We start from the raw sequence: 17,227 nt of genomic DNA, 5'->3' as shown, positions 1-17,227 counted from the left end.
GGTGCGCGAGATTCCGATGATCATCCTGGTGGCCCTGCTGGTGGCGCTGGTGATGAAGACCTTCCTGATCCAGGTGTTCGTGATCCCCTCGGGCTCGATGGAACAGACCATCCGGGTCGGTGACCGGGTGCTGGTGGACAAGTTGACCCCCTGGTTCGGCAGTGAGCCGCAGCGCGGCGACGTGGTGGTGTTCAAGGACCCGGGGGGTTGGCTGGAGCACGACCGCAAGCCCTCCGGCGACGGTGCGGCGCTGGGCGCGGGCAAGCGGGTGCTGACCTTCGTCGGGCTGCTGCCGTCCGACGACGAACAGGACCTGATCAAGCGGGTGATCGGGGTCGGTGGGGACACCGTCGAGTGCTGTGACGCGCAGGGGCGGCTCAGCGTCAACGGCCACCCGGTGGACGAGCCCTACCTCGCGCCCGACAATCCGCCGTCCCGGCAGCCCTTCAAGGTGAAGGTGCCGGAAGGCCGGTTGTGGGTCATGGGCGACCACCGGGACGTCTCCGCCGACTCCCGTTTCCACATGGGCAATCCGGGCCAGGGCACGATCCCGCTGAGCGGCGTGGTCGGTCGCGCCTTCGTGATCGCCTGGCCGCTGGACCGGTTCCGGCAACTCGACGTGCCTACGTCACTCTCCTCTCTCCCCACGGCGCCGCAGGCCGCCGGAACTGCCGCGGAATCCGTGGGTGTTGGGCCGGTTCCTATGGAACCTCCGCTCGTTATGGGTGTGTTGGGCATCCTTCCGCTCGTCGTTCGTCGGCGGGGCCGGCCTCCGGAGTGAGCCGCGCCGACCGCCGACCGGCCGGGCCTCGCGTGTGGAACCGCGAGCCGGGTGCCTTGGAGTGATAGAGAAGTGCAGGTGCGGCCGGGAGTGGTCCCGGTCGTACGGCCGAGGCTGTGCCGGTGTCAGGGGAGCCCGCGGTGGGCAGCCCTGAGGCGTTCATGGTCATGGCGAGCGTGGTGCCCGCTGTGCGGCACTCTGAGCGCGGGCGCGCGGGCGTCCGCACAGCAGGGAGGAGACGTTGTGGGGGATTTGGTGATCGGTGCCCGCTCAGGCGCCGGAGAACCCGAGGGCCCAGGCCGCCGGGTGGCCCGGTCCGCCGACTCCGCGGCGCCCTCGGCCGCGGTCGAGGACGCGGCGGCCCAGACCGCCGACGAGCACGGCGCCGGAGCGGAGGACTCCCCGGAACGCTCGCACTCGCAGCCCTCGCATCCGGGACCTTCGCATGCGGAGACCGAGCCGGCGGACGGGTCGGAGTCTCCGGCCAAGCCGCGCAAGCAGCGTTCCTTCTGGAAGGAACTGCCGATCCTGATCGGGATCGCGCTGATCCTCGCGCTCGTTATCAAGACCTTCTTCGTCCAGGCGTTCTCCATTCCGTCGGAGTCGATGCAGAACACGCTGCAGGTGGGTGACCGCGTCCTGGTGGACAAGCTGACCCCGTGGTTCGGGGCGGAACCCGAGCGCGGTGAGGTCGTGGTGTTCCACGACCCGGGCGGCTGGCTGAACGACGAGCCGACCCCACAGAGCAGCAACTCCTTCGTCCGCGGCCTGCAGGACGTGCTCAGCTTCGTCGGGCTGATGCCCTCCGCCAACGAGAAGGACCTGATCAAGCGGGTCATCGCGGTCGGCGGGGACACCGTCGAGTGCGAGGGCGAGGGACCGGTCAAGGTCAACGGCGTCGCGCTCAACGAGCCGTACGTCTACCAGGGCAACACCCCCTGCGGTGACCACCCCTTCGGGCCGGTGAAGGTGCCCAAGGGCCGGATCTGGGTGATGGGCGACCACCGCGCCAACTCGCTGGACTCCCGCTTCCACATGGACCAGCCGGGCGGTGGCACCGTCCCGGTGGACAACGTGATCGGGCGGGCCTTCGTGGTGGCCTGGCCGATCGACCACTGGTCGACGCTGCCGGTGCCGGACACCTTCGACCAGAAGGGCCTGGCGGCGGCCGCGCCGCCGGCGCCGCCCGTGGCCGGTGCGGTCGGGGCCGTCGCGCTGCTCCCGCTTGTGCGTCGGGTGCGGGGCCGGGAGGAGCGCCGGAAGGAGTCCTGAGCTCCACGGGGTCGTCCCCGACTCTTGCGCGGGCCGTGGTACCGACGAGTAATCTGCTCGGACGTGCCACGGCCCGTCGGCTTTCCCGCCGGTGCCCCCGGCGTGCCAGTGGAGTTCTCCGGTCGGCCAGAGGTGGACGGTGTCGATGAGCAGTGTCGTGGAGCAGACGGCGGACCGCCCGGTCGCGCCCGCCGACGGGCGCCGCCGGCCCGGCACGGTGCTGCAGGGCATCGCACTGGCGCTCGGGCTGCTGCTGATGGTCGGCGGCTTCGCCCTCATCGCGATCGACTACCGGCCGTACAACATCCCCAGCCCCTCGATGCACCCGACCCTGCAGGCCGGGGACACCGTGCTGGCGCGGAAGGTCGGTGGCGGCGCCATCGGCCGGGGCGACGTGGTGGTCTTCCGGGACCAGGCCTGGGGCGGCGAGCTCATGGTCAAGCGGGTGGTCGCGGTCGGCGGCGACACCGTCGCCACCAGCGGGGACAACCGCCGGCTGACGGTCGACGGACAGCCGGTGGACGAGCCGTACCTCGCGGCTCAGGGCCGCCAGGGCGAGTCGTTCAGCGTGACCGTGCCGCAGGGCAGGCTGTTCGTGCTCGGCGACAACCGGGTGGGCTCGCTCGACTCCCGCAGCCACCTGGAGGTCGACGGCGGGACCGTCCCGGTCGCGGCCATCGAGGCCAGGGTCGAGGCCACCGTGATGCCCTTCGGTCGGATGGGCCTGCTCGGCCGCACCGCCGCCTTCGACGGTTTCGCGGGCCCGCGGGCGTCGCAGCCCGGCCCCCTGGAGCCGGCCGCCTACGCCACCGTCGCGGGTGCGGCGCTGATCCTGGTGACCTCGGCGGTGGGAGGGGTGGCGAGCCTGGCCCGCCGGCTCCGCCGGGGGCGCAGCTCCTGACCGGGGCCGTCGCGGCGCGGGCCGCTCTGCCGAACATCGCCCCGGACGGCCGCGCCGGGTGGCAGGATCGGTAGCGCCACCGAGACGGACGGAAGGAGCGTGGAGGGCCGCCATGACCGCACAGCGCCGCCGCGCGGCGCGGATCCTGCTGCTGGACGGGCTGGACCGCATCCTCCTCTTCCTGGGCGCCGATCCGGCGGTCCCCGGGGAGACGTGGTGGTTCACGCCCGGGGGCGGCTTGGAGCCGGGGGAGGACGTGCGCGAGGCCGCCGAGCGGGAGCTAGCGGAGGAGACCGGCTTGCGGGGCGTGGACCTGGGGCCCTTGGTGGCGTACGGCACGGTGTCGTTCTCCTTTCGGGGACAGCGCTACGAGCAGGAGCAGTGGTTCCACCTGGCCCGGACCACGGAGACCGGGCTGGACCACTCGGGGATGGGCGCGGAGGAGCACGCCCAGCTGCTCGCCGCGCGCTGGTGGACGGTCGAGGAACTGAGGGGGACCGCCGAGACGGTCTATCCGGCCGGCCTGGCGGACTTCCTGGAAGTGCTGCTGGCCGAGGGCCCGCCGGAGGATCCGGTACGGCTCTGACCGTGGGTGCGGTGGTCCACAATGGGTGGACGTGACAAGTTGAGGGGACGCCTGGATGAGTGCCGAAGATCTCGAGAAGTACGAGACCGAGATGGAGCTCAAGCTCTACCGGGAGTACCGGGACGTCGTCGGCCTGTTCAAGTACGTGATCGAAACCGAGCGACGGTTCTACCTCACCAACGACTACGAGCTGCAGGTGCACTCGGTCCAGGGCGAGGTGTTCTTCGAGGTGTCGATGGCGGATGCGTGGGTCTGGGACATGTACCGGCCGGCCCGGTTCGTCCGCAAGGTCCGGGTGCTGACCTTCAAGGACGTGAACATCGAGGAACTCGCGAAGAGCGATCTGGAGCTGCCCTCGGACGAGTCCGGCTTCGGGAACTGACGTTGGACGATTCCGTCCCGCGTTGTCCAGCCGAATTTCGCGGGATCGGAGCTTCTCACCCCTGCGGGTGACAAAGTTATCCACAGGCCCCGGGTTATCCACAGGGTCTGAGAATTTCCGCGCCTCTCGGTGCGCGGTGGGGCAGCCTCCTCGGCGGAGGTGGTCACCATGCAGCACACCGTCGTGCAGGACCAGGCCGTACCGGACGCGGAAGCGCCGGAGACGGTCGTACCCGTCGCAGCCGCGCCCGCCACGGCCGCGCCCGGGGAGAGGGAGCGGGCCGTCCCGGGCCGCTCCAGCAAGAACGGGCTCGGCCGCTACGGGGAGCGGGTCGCCGCCCGCCGCCTCGCGGAAGCCGGGCTCCGCATCCTGGACCGCAACTGGCGCTGCGTCGAGGGCGAGCTGGACATCGTCGCCCTCGACGGCGACACGGTGGCGGTCTGCGAGGTGAAGACCCGCTCCGAGCGAGGCTTCCAGCAACCCAGCGAGGCCATCGACCGGGCCAAGGCCGCCCGGCTGCAGCGCCTGGCCGAGCGGTGGATGGCCGAGCGCTGGCCCGGCCACTTCGCCCGGCTGGCCGGGCCCGACTACGACGCCGGCCCGACGGACCCGCACTGGCCCCCCGCCCCGCCGGGCGGAGTGCGGATCGACCTGGTCGCCGTGGTCAACCGGGCGCGGGGTGCGGCCCTGGTCGACCACCTGCGGGGGGTGGTCTGAGATGGCCTTCGCCCGCACCTGTTCCGTCGCGCTGGTCGGCGTCGACGGCGTGATCGTCGAGGTCCAGGCCGATCTGGAGCCCGGGGTGGCCGCGTTCACCCTGGTCGGCCTGCCCGACAAGGCACTCACCGAGGCCCGCGACCGGGTCCGCGCAGCGGTCGTGAACAGCGGCGAGGCCTGGCCGCAGCGCAAGCTGACGGTCGGCCTCAGCCCCGCCTCGGTCCCCAAGAGCGGCAGCGGCTTCGACCTCGCAGTGGCCTGCGCCGTGCTGGCCGCCGCCGAGCGGCTCGACCCCTCCTCCATCGCCGACCTGCTGATCATCGGCGAGCTGGGGCTGGACGGCCGGGTGCGGCCGGTCCGCGGGATCCTGCCGTCGGTGCTGGCCGCCGCGGACGCCGGGTACGAACGGGTCGTGGTCGCCGAGCAGACCGCGCCCGAGGCCTCGCTCGTCCCCGGGGTGACGGTGATCGGCGTCCGCAGCCTGCGCCAACTGCTCGCCATCCTGACCGGGGCGGCGGCACCGGAGGAGCCGCCCGACCCGATCGGCGGCCGACCGGATCCGCTGATGGCCGGGCTGATGCTGCCCAGCGCGAGCGTGCGGGGCCTGTCCGACGACAAGGCCGCCCACCTCGACATGGCCGACGTGGCAGGCCAGTACGAGGCCCGGCGCGCCCTGGAGATCGCCGCCGCCGGCGGGCACCACCTCTACCTGAAGGGGCCGCCGGGCGCGGGCAAGACCATGCTGGCCGAGCGGCTGCCCGCGCTGCTCCCACCGCTGACCCAGAAGGAGGCACTGGAGGTCACCGCCGTGCACTCGGTGGCGGGCCTGCTCCCGGCCGGGCGCCCGCTGATCGACACCGCGCCCTACTGCGCCCCGCACCACTCCACCACGATGCCCGCGATCGTCGGCGGCGGCAGCGGCCTGCCGAGACCGGGCGCCGTCTCGCTGGCCCACCGGGGCGTGCTGTTCCTGGACGAGGCCCCGGAGTTCCCGGTCCGGGTGCTCGACGCGCTGCGCCAGCCGTTGGAGTCCGGCGAGGTGCTGATCGCCCGCTCGGCCGGCTCGATGCGGCTCCCGGCCCGCTTCCTCCTCTGCCTGGCCGCCAACCCCTGCCCATGCGGACGGTTCTCACGGCGCGGCGAGGGGTGCGAATGCACCCCGACGATGGTCAGCCGCTACCAGGGGCGGCTCTCCGGGCCGCTGCTGGACCGGGTCGACCTCCAGGTCCAGGTCGCCCCGGTGACCAGGGTCGAACTCATGGAGCGGGACGCCACGGCGGAGAACACCGCGACCGTCGCGGCCCGGGTGCTGGCGGCCCGGGAGCGGGCGGCAGCCCGGCTGGCGGACACCCCGTGGCGGACCAACGCCGAGGTGCCGGGCCATGAGCTGCGCACGCGCTGGCAGCTCGCGCCCGGTGCGCTGAACGACGTCGCACGCCAGTTGGAGCGGGGGCTGCTGACCGCCCGCGGCCTGGACCGGGTGCTCAGGGTCGCCTGGACGGTGGCGGACCTGGCCGGCCGCGACCGGCCCGACCAGCGGGACGTGCGCACCGCCCTGGTCCTGCGCACCGGGGTGGAACACGGACTGCCCTCGCAGGAACGGGCCCTGGGCCGCCTCGGCGGTATCCCGGCCCAGTGCACCGGCCCGCCGGGCGAAGGCCGGCCCGGCCCGGGCATCGAACGTTCGGAGAGCGAGAAGGGCGAGGCATGAAGCAGCTGTCCAGGCACCCCCAGGCACACGGCGAGACCGGAGCGGCGGGTGACGCCGCGGCCGGCCCGGCGCCCCGCCCCACCGCGGCCTCCGAACCCGAGCGCCTCGCCCGTGTCCGGCTCAGCCGGCTCAGCGAGCCGGGCGACGCGGTGCTCGGCCGCTGGCTCGGCCGCCTCCCCGCCGTCGACGTGGTCGAGGCGATCCGGACCGGGACGGTGCCCGACCATCCGGGGCTGGACGCCGAGCGGCTGGCCGGGTACCAGGCGAGACTCCCGGGGCCGGATCCGGAAACGGACCTGAAACGGGTACGGCACGCCGGTGGACGGTTCATCATTCCGGGGGACACGGAATGGCCGAGTCAACTCGACGATCTGGGCGACGGACGCCCGATCGGGCTCTGGACGACCGGCACCGGCTCGCTGCGGCTCCTGGCGCTCCGCTCGGTCGCCGTCGTGGGCTCCCGCGCCTGCACGGCCTACGGCGCCCACGTCGCCGGCGAGCTGTCGGCCCAACTTGCCGAGCGCGGCTGGGTGGTGGTCTCCGGGGCCGCCTACGGGATCGACGCGGCCGCGCACCGAGGGGCACTCGCCGTCGGCGGGATGACCATCGGAGTGCTCGCCTGCGGGGTCGACGTGGCCTACCCGAAGGGGAACGCCGAACTGATCCGGCGGATCGGTGTCCAGGGCCTGTTGGTCAGTGAACTCCCGCCCGGGGAGCACCCGAACCGCTTCCGCTTCGTCCTGCGCAACCGGGTCATCGCGGCGCTCACCCGGGGCACCGTGGTGGTCGAGGCCGCCGTGCGCAGCGGTGCCCTGAGCACGGCCCGACGGGCTCGGGACCTCAACCGCCACACCATGGGCGTGGCCGGCCCGGTGACCTCGGAGCTCTCGGCCGGGGTGCACGCCCTGATCCGCAGCGGCGGCGCCACGTTGGTCACCGACGCGGCCGAGATCAGCGAGTTGGTCGGGGCGATCGGGGACGACCTGGCTCCGCAGCGCAGCGGACCGGTGCTGCCGCGCGATCTGCTGGAGCCCCCGGTGGCCCGGGTGCTGGAGGCCGTACCGGCGACGGCCGAGGGCGCGCCGGTCGAGCGACTGGCCCGCCAGTGCGGGCTCCCGCCGGACGAAGTCCTGCAACGGCTCTACGAGTTGGTCTCGCTCGGCTACGTCGAGCGACACGGCGCGCACTGGCGCATGGTACGGAGGAGGTGAGCGTCGGAGCAGAGAACACCGGTACGCCGAGGGGCCCTGCGACGGGGGCGGCCCGGTGGGACGGCCCGACTGACCTGCTGATCCGGTCTCCGCTCGGGTGGCCGGATCCGATGAGTGAACGCCACCGGATCGGGGGACGACCGAGTGGCGGTAGCGCTTTGCAGTGAGTCGGTCACGCTACGCTCCACATGCCTTCCCTATCAGCACATGACTCGGCAGAACGGCGCAGACCAACGCATGCCCACACACATTCCCGGACACAGAGTGACCGGTGGCGGCACCCGGTCCTCGGGAGGGCCGAGGACGGAGCGGCGCTCCGCGACCGAGTTCCCGTCCAAGTCGGCGGGGACGATGGGAGGCCTGTCGCGCCAGGGCGGCCGGCCGGCGGCGGTTCCAGGCCAGCCCGCGGACGCGGCCCGGGACACCGAGGCGACGCGCGACGGCGAGGCGGCCCGCACCGCCGACGCGTCCGCCGACACCTCCGTCGGCCCCGAGGCCGACGGTGCGGCCCGGCCGCTCGGAGTGGCCCGCCCACCGGGTGCGGCCGGTCCGCCCGGCACCGACCAGCAGCCGGACGCGGCCCGCCCGCCACTGCCCTCGCCCCTCTCGCAGTCCCGCCGGGAGCAGCCGGCGGGCGGTCCGCGGCAGGCAGCTCCGGGCCAGGGCAGCCAGGACGCCGCGGCCCGGGGCCGCAGCGCGCTCGAAGAGCTCTGGCGCTCCTACAAGGAGACCGGGGACCAACGGCTGCGGGAGCAGCTGATCCTGCACTACTCACCGCTCGTCAAGTACGTCGCGGGTCGGGTCGGGGTCGGTCTGCCCTCCAATGTCGAGCAGGCGGACTTCGTCTCCTCCGGCGTCTTCGGGCTGATCGACGCGATCGAGAAGTTCGACATCGATCGCGCCATCAAGTTCGAGACCTACGCGATCAGCCGCATCCGCGGCGCGATCATCGACGAGCTGCGCGCCCTGGACTGGATCCCCCGCTCGGTGCGGCAGAAGGCCAAGGCGGTCGAGCGGACGTACGCGACGCTGGAGGCCCGGCTGCGTCGGACGCCGCACGAGCCCGAGGTCGCGGCCGAGATGGGCATCGCGATCGAGGACCTGCACGCGATCTTCAGTCAGCTGTCGCTCGCCAATGTCGTGGCGCTGGACGAACTGCTCCACCCGGTGGGGGAGAGCGGCGACCGGCTGAGCCTGATGGACACCCTGGAGGACCACGGCGCGGACAACCCGGTCGAGGTGGCCGAGGACCGCGAGCTGCGCAGACTGCTGGCCCAGGCGGTCAACACCCTCCCCGAGCGGGAGAAGACGGTGGTGACGCTCTACTACTACGAGGGGCTCACCCTCGCCGAGATCGGACAGGTGCTGGGAGTGACGGAGAGTCGGGTGAGCCAGATCCACACCAAGTCCGTCCTCCAACTGCGCGCCAAGCTGTCGGACGTCCGGTAGCCCGCCGGTCCGGTGGGGCAGGAGTCCGGCCTGGAGGGAACGGGTCAGGCGGGTCCGCGCCGGCTCCGGATGCGCGGCGCCGTATCGGCCGCGGGTAGGGCTCCGTACAGTGGGAGCGTGCCGAAGATCCGAGCGGCCACGGTGGCCGAGCATCGCCAGCTGCAGCGGGCAGCCCTCCTCGACGCTGCCCGCACCCTGCTCACCGAGGGCGGTATGGAGGCCCTGACCTTCCCCGCGCTCGCGACGCGCACCGGGCTGGCGCGTTCCTCGGTCTACGAGTACTTCCGCTCCCGCGCCGCCGTGGTCGAGGCGCTCTGCGAGGTGGACTTCCCGCTCTGGGCGGCCGAGATCGAGGCCGGGATGGAGAGCTGCGACACCGCCGCCGAGCGGATCGAGGCGTACGTCCGGGGCCAGCTGGCGCTGGCCGCGGACCCGCGCCACCGTGCGGTCGTGGCGATCTCGGCGCTGGAGCTGGACGAGGCCGCGCGCGAGCGGATCCGGGCGGCGCACGGCAGGCTGGCCGGACTGCTCGTCCAGGCGCTGGAGGAGCTGGGCCACGAGCAGACCCGGCTGGCCGCGGCACTGCTGCAGGGGGTCGTGGAGGCGGCCGTCCGCAGGGCCGAGCAGGCGGCGGCCGGGAATCGCGCCGGCTGCGCGACCGAGAGCAGCGAGCAGATCGCCGACGCCGCCGTCGCCCTGGCGCTGCACGGCCTCGGCCGGGCCTGATCCGCTGCAGTCTCCCCGTCGGACGTGAACTCCTCCGGTGGGAACCCCCCCAGCTATCCACTCCCTGTTATCCGCTCCCGCCGTTGAAGGGCAGCAGTCGGGCCGTGCCCGCGCCGAACAGGGCCAGCGGGTCCAGGTAGCGGCCTCCGCGTAGCAGCCCCCAGTGCAGGCAGTCCTGAGCGGGGCAGTGCCGACCGTCCGTGGCGAGCTGCCCGATCACCTGCCCGGCGGTCACCGCGGTGCCGACCGGGACGGTGCCGGTGACGGGCAGGTAGGTGGTCCGGAGCGGGGGAGAGCCCGAGCCCGGGTGCGCGACGGTCACCACCGGGCGGCCCGCCACCAGGCCGGAGAACGTGACCACCCCGGCGGCCGCCGCCCGCACCTCCGCCCCGGGCGCGGCCGCGAGATCCACCCCGCGGTGTCCGGCGGCCCAGGGCTTCGCCGGCGGCTCGAACCGCCCCAGCACCCCTCCGGGCCCGCCCACCGGCCAGGCCCGTGCGCCGCTCCGGCCGCCACCGCCACCGCCACCGCCACCGCCATCCACGCCATCCACGCCACCCACGGAGCCTCGGGAGCCCCCGGTCCGGCCCTCGGCCGTCGCGGCGCCCGACAGTACGAGCACCACCCCCAGCACCACGGAGAGCGCTCCCCGAACCCCGACGAACCACGCACGAGCTGTCATGCACGAAGGCTCGCGGTCGCGCCGCCGCCGCACCACCCACATCCGGATTCCTGTGGACAAACCGCCTCCACCCCAGGCCGCCATCCCTCCGACGGGTGTACGGACGCCGCCATCCGGTGTACAAGAGGCATACCGACGGCCCACGAGGGGCAGGCGGCCACGCCGGGCACGGCTCGGCCCCCACCTGCCGCAGACCCCGGCAGTCCCCCCGAAGTTCCTCCCGCAGTTCCCCCGCCGACCCGCCCGCTCCGGCCGTTTCCCGGGCTCTTCCCAGGTCCCCGGCGGCCCCCCGGCCGCTCGCGAAGTCGCCCGCCGCTCGGCGCTTCCCGTACACTTCACACGCGACCCGGTCCGCCGGGTCGACTTCGCACGCCCCGCCACCGGTGGTCGGACGCGGTACATCCGCGGCCCCGCCAGGTGCGAGTGCCGCTCGGTCCGCCGAGCCCGACCGGCCCCAGGCCGAGCGGGCGCAAGCGGCTCGGCACGTTCGGGGCGTCAGGCGTGGCTGTCACCTGGCCGCCACGGACAAACCGAGACTGACCCGGCTGTGGGCGATCGCTGCGACGCAGTGCCGCCGCCGGGCCGCAACACCAAGGAGTACGGCAATGGCCGTCGTCACGATGCGGGAGCTGCTGGAGAGCGGCGTCCACTTCGGTCACCAGACCCGCCGCTGGAACCCGAAGATGAAGCGCTTCATCATCACCGAGCGCAACGGCATCTACATCATCGACCTCCTGCAGTCGCTGAACTACATCGACCGCGCCTTCGAGTTCATCAAGGAGACCGTTGCCCACGGCGGCAGCGTCCTCTTCGTCGGCACGAAGAAGCAGGCCCAGGAGGCCATCGCCGAGCAGGCCACCCGCGTGGGCATGCCCTACGTGAACCAGCGCTGGCTCGGCGGCATGCTGACCAACTTCTCGACCGTCTACAAGCGCCTGCAGCGCCTGAAGGAGCTCGGCGAGCTGGACTTCTCGGACGTGGCCGGCTCCGGCCTCACCAAGAAGGAGCTCCTGGTCCTCCAGCGCGAGCACGACAAGCTGGAGAAGACCCTCGGTGGTATCCGCGACATGCAGCGCGTTCCCAGCGCTGTCTGGATCGTGGACACCAAGAAGGAGCACATCGCGGTCGGCGAGGCCCGGAAGCTCAACATCCCGGTCGTCGCCATCCTCGACACCAACTGTGACCCCGACGAGGTCGACTACAAGATCCCGGGCAACGACGACGCGATCCGCTCCGTCACCCTGCTGACCCGCGTGATCGCCGACGCCGTCGCCGAGGGCCTGAAGGCCCGCGCCGGTGTCGCCAAGGGCGACGCCAAGGCCGAGCCGGGCGCCGACCAGCCGCTGGCCGACTGGGAGAAGGACCTCATCGAGGGCGAGAAGAAGGCCGAGGAGGCCCCCGCCGCCGAGGCTCCGGCCGCCGAGGCCCCGGCTGCCGAGGCCCCGGCTGCCGAGGCTCCGGCCGAGCAGGCCTGACGTACCAAGGGTGAGGGGCACCCGCCGGTACGAAACCGGCAGGTGCCCCTCTCTCCCGCGCCGGGACCGAACCACCGGTCCCGGCGCCACCCCACGCAGACACGCGAGACGCGAGAAGAGATTCACACCATGGCGAACTTCACCGCCGCGGACGTCAAGAAGCTCCGTGAGCTCACCGGCGCCGGCATGATGGACTGCAAGAAGGCCCTGGACGAGGCCGAGGGCAACGTCGAGAAGGCCGTCGAGCTCCTGCGCATCAAGGGCCAGAAGGGCGTTGCCAAGCGCGAGGGCCGCGACGCCTCCAACGGCGCCGTTTCCGCGCTGATCGCCGAGGACAAGAAGTCCGGCGTCCTGGTCGAGCTGAACTGCGAGACCGACTTCGTCGCCAAGGGTGACAACTTCGTCAAGGTCGCCGACGCCATCGCGGCCCACGTCGCCAAGTCCGCCCCGGCCGACCTGGACGCCGCCCTGGCCTCCGAGATCGAGGCCGGCAAGACCGTTCAGCAGTTCGTGGACGAGGCCAACGCGACCCTGGGCGAGAAGATCGTCTTCCGTCGCTTCGCCCAGTTCGACGGTGACGGCTTCGTCGCGGTCTACCTGCACAAGACCAGCCCCGACCTGCCGCCGGCCGTCGGCGTCCTGGTCGAGCTGGACAAGGAGAACGCCGAGGTCGCCAAGGACGTCGCGCAGCACATCGCCGCCTTCGCGCCGAAGTACCTGTCCCGCGAGGAGATCCCGGCCGAGGAGCTTGAGAACGAGCGCCGCGTCGCCGAGGCCACCGCTCGCGAGGAGGGCAAGCCGGAGGCCGCCCTGCCGAAGATCGTCGAGGGCCGCGTCACCGGCTTCGTGAAGGAGAACTCCGTTCTGGAGCAGGCCTTCGCGAAGGACAACAAGAAGACCGTCGCCAAGGTCCTTGAGGAGAACGGCGTCGCCCTCAAGCGCTTCGCCCGCTTCCGCGTCGGCGCCTGAGCCACGTTCCACCTGGTCCCCGGCCCCCTTAGGCTGGGAACCGCCCCCGCCCGCTGACCGGGGCGGGAGGAACGCCGAACGGGCTCACCCAGCGCCTACCGCCCACGGGCGGGCTCGCGTCGGCACCATGAACGACGAGGAGGCCATTGCCGTGCAGGACACCGAACCGGTTCCCGCGGCAGTGGCCTCCTCGCGTGTACGCGCAGGCGGGGCATCCGCACACCCGCGCCTGTGACCAGTAGGTGCAAAAAGGAGAAGTCCATGCAGGAGACGCAGGAGACCGCGCAGGACCCCAAGGCCGGCTCGCGCCGCCGGGTGCTGCTCAAGCTGTCCGGTGAAGCCTTCGCCGGTGGCGGCGGGCTCGGCGTCGACCCGGACGTCGTGCACGCGATCGCCCGGGAGATCGCCACCGTCGTCCGCGCCGGTACCGAGGTCGCGGTGGTCATCGGCGGCGGCAACTTCTTCCGGGGCGCCGAGCTGCAGGTCCGCGGCATGGACCGGGCCCGCTCCGACTACATGGGCATGCTCGGCACCGTCATGAACTGCCTTGCGCTGCAGGACTTCCTGGTCAAGGAGGGCATCGAGACCCGGGTCCAGACCGCCATCACCATGGGCCAGGTCGCCGAGCCGTACCTGCCGCTGCGCGCCGTCCGGCACCTGGAGAAGGGCCGCGTCGTGATCTTCGGCGCCGGTATGGGCATGCCGTACTTCTCCACCGACACCACGGCCGTCCAGCGGGCGCTGGAGATCCACGCCGACGTCCTGCTGATGGGCAAGAACGGCGTGGACGGCGTCTACGACTCCGACCCGCGGACCAACCCGGACGCGGTCAAGTTCGACGCGCTGGAGTACTCCGAGGTCATCGCGCGCGACCTCAAGGTCGCCGACCTCACCGCGATCACGCTGTGCAAGGACAACAACCTTCCGATGCTGGTCTTCGAACTGCTGGCGGAGGGCAATATCGCGCGTGCGGTGAAGAGTGAGAAGATCGGCACACTCATCAGCCAGGATTCTGTCCGGGCCTGAGCAGCAACCAGCCGTACGGGACGGCGCGGGCGCCGCGACCGGCCTCCGAGCCGTCACCGGTCGGAACAACAGCAGATGAACCGGACAGGGAGACCACAGTGATCGAAGAGACCCTCCTCGAAGCCGAGGAGAAGATGGAGAAGGCCGTCGCCGTCGCCAAGGACGACTTCGCCGCCATCCGCACCGGCCGCGCGCACCCGGCGATGTTCGCCAAGATCGTCGCGGAGTACTACGGCGCCGTGACGCCGATCAACCAGCTGGCCTCGTTCTCGGTGCCGGAGCCCCGGATGGCGGTCGTCTCGCCGTTCGACAAGACCGCGCTGAAGGCCATCGAGCAGGCGATCCGCGACTCCGACCTGGGCGTCAACCCGTCCAACGACGGCAACATCATCCGCGTCGTGCTGCCCGAGCTGACCGAGGAGCGCCGCCGGGAGTTCATCAAGGTCGCCCGCGGCAAGGGCGAGGACGCCAAGGTCTCCATCCGTTCGGTGCGCCGCAAGGCCAAGGACGCGATCGACAAGCTGGTCAAGGACGGCGAGGTCGGCGAGGACGAGGGCCGCCGCGCCGAGAAGGAGCTCGACGACACCACGGCCAAGTACGTGGCCGCCGTCGACGAGCTGCTGAAGCACAAGGAAGCCGAGCTGCTCGAGGTCTGATGAACGACGCCCCTGACGCCCCTGGCTACTGGGGCCCGTCCGACCAGCAGTTCCAGCCCTACCGCCCGGCGCCGCAGCCGCAGCCACTCCGCGACCCGGTCGGACCGGCGCCGGGGTACGGCGAGCAGCCGGCGCCGGTCCAGGGACGTCCCGGCCACCCGGGCGGCCCGGCCGTGCCCCCGGGCGTGCCGGGTGCCGTCCCGGGGGACCAGGGTCTCCGTTCGGATCACTTGCGGCAGCCCCCGGTGTACTGGGGCGGCGACGCGGAGGAGACTCAGGTCATGCCCCCCGTCCCGGCCGACCCCGGCCCGCCCCCCGGTGTGCCGGGCCGCGGCCGACCGGCCGCCTCCGGCGCCTCCGCGGCGGAGCCGGCCCGGGAGGCCGGCCGACTGAGCGGTCCGCTGTTCCGCGACGAGCCGTCCGAGCCGGCGCCGCCCGCCGTGACGGAGACGGTCGTGCTGCGCGCGATATCGCCCGACGTCGCCCCCGCCCCCGCCCCCGGTCACGGCACCCCGCCGCACCCGGGGGCACCGGTGCATCCCGCGCCGCCGCCCAGCCACCCGGCGGCCGGACAGCCCCGCTTCGTGCCGTCGTCCCACCCAGGGCAGGAGACACCCGTGGCCGCCCAGCCCGACCCGCAACCGCAGCCGCGCAAGCAGCGCGGTGGCCGTAACCTCCAGGCCGCCATAGGCGTGGGGGTCGGCCTCGGCGTGGTGATCATCGCCTCGCTGTTCGTGGTGAAGGCGCTGTTCCTGGTCGTCGTGATGGCCGCGGTCGCGGTCGGCGTCTGGGAGCTGACCAGCCGGCTCTCCGAGCGCAAGGAGATCAAGGCGCCGCTGGTCCCGCTGGTCGTCGGCGGCATCGCGATGGTCGCCACCGGTTACTGGTCCGGGGTCGAGTGGGCCGCAGCCTCACTCGCACTGACCGGCCTGGCGGTGATGGTCTGGAGGATGGCCGAGCCGCCGGAGAACTACCTGCGGGACATAACGGCGGGCGTGTTCACCGCCTTCTACGTGCCCTTCCTGGCCACCTTCGTGGCGATGATGCTGGCGGCCGACGACGGCCCCCAGCGGATCGTGCTCTTCCTGATCGTCACGATCTGCAGCGACACCGGCGCCTACGCCGTGGGCTACAAGTTCGGCCGGACCAAGCTGGCCCCGACGATCAGCCCCGGCAAGACCCGCGAGGGCCTGGCCGGCGGCATCGCCCTGTCGATGCTGGCCGGCGCCGTGCTGATGCAGCTGATCATCGACGACGGCAGCTGGTGGCAGGGCCTGATCCTGGGCGGCTGCGCGGCGGTCACCGCGACCCTGGGCGACCTGGGCGAGTCGATGATCAAGCGCGACCTGGGGATCAAGGACATGGGCACGCTGCTGCCCGGCCACGGCGGCATCATGGACCGGTTGGACTCGCTCCTGCCGACCGCCCCGGTGGTCTGGCTGCTGCTGGTGGCCTTCGTCGGCAGCTGATCCGCGCGTACGACGGAGGGCCCCGGACGCCTGGCGTCCGGGGCCCTCGCGCGTCTGCGACACTGGAACAACCATGCCTAAGCCCGGAGAACTCACCTTTGTCGCGCCGCGCGGCGCCAAGCCCCCGCGACACCTCGCCGACCTGAGCCCCGCCGAGCGCAAGGAGGCCGTCGCCGAGCTGGGCGAGCAGCCGTTCCGCGCCAAGCAGCTCTCCAACCACTACTTCGGCCGGATGTCGAACGACCCGGCGGGCTGGACGGACATCCCCGCCGCCAGCCGGGAGAAGCTCACCGGGAGCCTGCTGCCCGAGCTGATGTCGGTGGTGCGGCACGTGTCCTGCGACGACGACGCCACCCGCAAGACGCTGTGGAAGCTCTTCGACGGCACGCTCGTGGAGTCCGTGCTGATGCGCTACCCGGACCGGGTCACCATGTGCATCAGCTCGCAGGCGGGCTGCGGGATGAACTGCCCGTTCTGCGCCACCGGTCAGGCCGGGCTGACCCGCAACCTCTCCACCGCCGAGATCGTCGAGCAGATCGCCGCCGGGATGCGCGCGCTCAAGGTCGGGGAGTTCGGGGCGCGCGGGACGTCGTCCGTCGAGGACGGCAGCGGTCCGGCCGGCGAGGCGCGGCTGTCCAACGTGGTCTTCATGGGCATGGGCGAGCCGCTGGCCAATTACAACCGGGTGCTGGCCGCGATCCGCCGGCTGACCGACCCGGCGCCGGACGGCTTCGGGCTGTCCCAGCGCGGCATCACGGTCTCCACCGTCGGCCTCGTCCCGGCGATGCACCGCTTCGCCGACGAGGGCCTGAGCTGCCGCCTGGCGCTGTCGCTGCACGCCCCGGACGACGAGCTGCGCGACGAGCTGGTGCCGGTGAACACCCGGTGGAAGGTCGCCGAGGTGCTGGACGCGGCCTGGAACTACGCGGAGAAGTCCGGCCGCCGGATCTCCATCGAGTACGCGCTGATCAAGGACATCAACGACCAGGCCTGGCGGGCCGACCTGCTCGGCCGGTTGATCAAGAACCACCGGGTGCACGTCAACCTGATCCCGCTGAACCCGACGCCGGGTTCCAAGTGGACGGCCTCCCGGCCCGAGGACGAGCGCGAGTTCGTCCGCCGGCTCCGGGCCCACGGCGTGCCGACGACCGTCCGCGACACCCGCGGCCAGGAGATCGACGGCGCCTGCGGCCAGCTCGCCGCGGCCGGCTGAC

General features: G+C 72.5%; 17 protein-coding genes. 16 read left to right on the top strand and 1 reads right to left on the bottom strand.

The features are described from left to right. Window position 1: 1 nt before the first annotated feature. The 10 genes from lepB (BX285_RS00185) to BX285_RS00140 all read left to right on the top strand — a co-directional run bounded on the left by lepB (BX285_RS00185) (window position 2) and on the right by BX285_RS00140 (window position 9,736). Window positions 2–781 carry a signal peptidase I gene (gene lepB, locus BX285_RS00185; RefSeq protein ID WP_373560475.1) on the top strand — a complete coding sequence of 260 codons (780 nt, stop codon included), beginning with the start codon at window positions 2–4 and terminating at the stop codon, window positions 779–781. A 243-nt stretch (window positions 782–1,024) separates the two neighbouring features. Then, entirely contained in the window at window positions 1,025–2,053 is a 1,029-nt protein-coding gene (gene lepB, locus BX285_RS00180) for a signal peptidase I (RefSeq protein ID WP_121174176.1), read from the top strand. 145 nt (window positions 2,054–2,198) lie between these two features. Next, window positions 2,199–2,954, top strand: coding sequence for a signal peptidase I (lepB, locus tag BX285_RS00175; protein WP_121174175.1), 756 nt, complete (start codon window positions 2,199–2,201; stop codon window positions 2,952–2,954). A 112-nt stretch (window positions 2,955–3,066) separates the two neighbouring features. Further along, window positions 3,067–3,540 (top strand): NUDIX hydrolase, encoded by a 474-nt coding sequence (locus BX285_RS00170; RefSeq protein ID WP_097236088.1) that lies wholly within the window; start codon window positions 3,067–3,069, stop codon window positions 3,538–3,540. Window positions 3,541–3,595: 55 nt separating this feature from the next. Then, window positions 3,596–3,922, top strand: a complete 327-nt coding sequence (locus tag BX285_RS00165; protein WP_030056781.1) for a DUF2469 domain-containing protein — start codon at window positions 3,596–3,598, stop codon at window positions 3,920–3,922. Window positions 3,923–4,090: 168 nt separating this feature from the next. Further along, window positions 4,091–4,639 carry a YraN family protein gene (locus BX285_RS00160; protein ID WP_121174174.1) on the top strand — a complete coding sequence of 183 codons (549 nt, stop codon included), beginning with the start codon at window positions 4,091–4,093 and terminating at the stop codon, window positions 4,637–4,639. 1 nt (window position 4,640) lies between these two features. Further along, entirely contained in the window at window positions 4,641–6,350 is a 1,710-nt protein-coding gene (locus tag BX285_RS00155; RefSeq protein ID WP_121174173.1) for a YifB family Mg chelatase-like AAA ATPase, read from the top strand. Next, window positions 6,347–7,561 carry a DNA-processing protein DprA gene (gene dprA, locus BX285_RS00150; RefSeq protein ID WP_121174172.1) on the top strand — a complete coding sequence of 405 codons (1,215 nt, stop codon included), beginning with the start codon at window positions 6,347–6,349 and terminating at the stop codon, window positions 7,559–7,561. The genes BX285_RS00155 and dprA overlap by 4 nt, the downstream gene beginning before the upstream one ends. A gap of 591 nt (window positions 7,562–8,152) precedes the next feature. Continuing rightward, the gene (gene whiG / locus BX285_RS00145) at window positions 8,153–9,010 is read left to right on the top strand and encodes an RNA polymerase sigma factor WhiG (RefSeq protein ID WP_373560553.1); all 858 of its coding nucleotides are present in this window, start codon (window positions 8,153–8,155) and stop codon (window positions 9,008–9,010) included. Between the two features lie 141 nt (window positions 9,011–9,151). Then, the gene (locus tag BX285_RS00140; RefSeq protein WP_097239982.1) at window positions 9,152–9,736 is read left to right on the top strand and encodes a TetR/AcrR family transcriptional regulator; all 585 of its coding nucleotides are present in this window, start codon (window positions 9,152–9,154) and stop codon (window positions 9,734–9,736) included. A gap of 67 nt (window positions 9,737–9,803) precedes the next feature. Here the strand turns inward: BX285_RS00140 and BX285_RS00135 are convergent, their stop codons facing one another. Further along, the gene (locus BX285_RS00135) at window positions 9,804–10,418 is read right to left on the bottom strand and encodes a M23 family metallopeptidase (protein WP_121177111.1); all 615 of its coding nucleotides are present in this window, start codon (window positions 10,416–10,418) and stop codon (window positions 9,804–9,806) included. Between the two features lie 605 nt (window positions 10,419–11,023). On the opposite strand from BX285_RS00135, the gene rpsB reads away from it, so the two are divergent. The 6 genes from rpsB to rlmN all read left to right on the top strand — a co-directional run bounded on the left by rpsB (window position 11,024) and on the right by rlmN (window position 17,226). Then, window positions 11,024–11,893 carry a 30S ribosomal protein S2 gene (gene rpsB / locus BX285_RS00130; RefSeq protein WP_121174171.1) on the top strand — a complete coding sequence of 290 codons (870 nt, stop codon included), beginning with the start codon at window positions 11,024–11,026 and terminating at the stop codon, window positions 11,891–11,893. Window positions 11,894–12,022: 129 nt separating this feature from the next. After that, complete coding sequence (gene tsf / locus BX285_RS00125) at window positions 12,023–12,862, top strand: translation elongation factor Ts (protein ID WP_097236082.1); 840 nt, start codon at window positions 12,023–12,025, stop codon at window positions 12,860–12,862. Window positions 12,863–13,123: 261 nt separating this feature from the next. Then, window positions 13,124–13,888, top strand: a complete 765-nt coding sequence (pyrH, locus tag BX285_RS00120; protein WP_030056790.1) for a UMP kinase — start codon at window positions 13,124–13,126, stop codon at window positions 13,886–13,888. A 98-nt stretch (window positions 13,889–13,986) separates the two neighbouring features. Next, window positions 13,987–14,544, top strand: coding sequence for a ribosome recycling factor (gene frr, locus BX285_RS00115; protein WP_097236081.1), 558 nt, complete (start codon window positions 13,987–13,989; stop codon window positions 14,542–14,544). Window positions 14,545–14,825: 281 nt separating this feature from the next. After that, a complete protein-coding gene (locus BX285_RS00110) occupies window positions 14,826–16,013 on the top strand; it encodes a phosphatidate cytidylyltransferase (protein WP_121177109.1) in 1,188 nt (395 codons plus the stop codon). A 73-nt stretch (window positions 16,014–16,086) separates the two neighbouring features. After that, entirely contained in the window at window positions 16,087–17,226 is a 1,140-nt protein-coding gene (gene rlmN / locus BX285_RS00105) for a 23S rRNA (adenine(2503)-C(2))-methyltransferase RlmN (RefSeq protein ID WP_097236080.1), read from the top strand. Window position 17,227 lies beyond the last annotated feature (1 nt).

The sequence above is a fragment of the Streptomyces sp. 1114.5 genome, from assembly GCF_003635085.1.
GTDB lineage: Bacteria > Actinomycetota > Actinomycetes > Streptomycetales > Streptomycetaceae > Kitasatospora.
The sequence above is the reverse complement of the archived record's forward strand: the minus strand, read 5'-3'. Positions and strand labels throughout refer to the sequence as shown.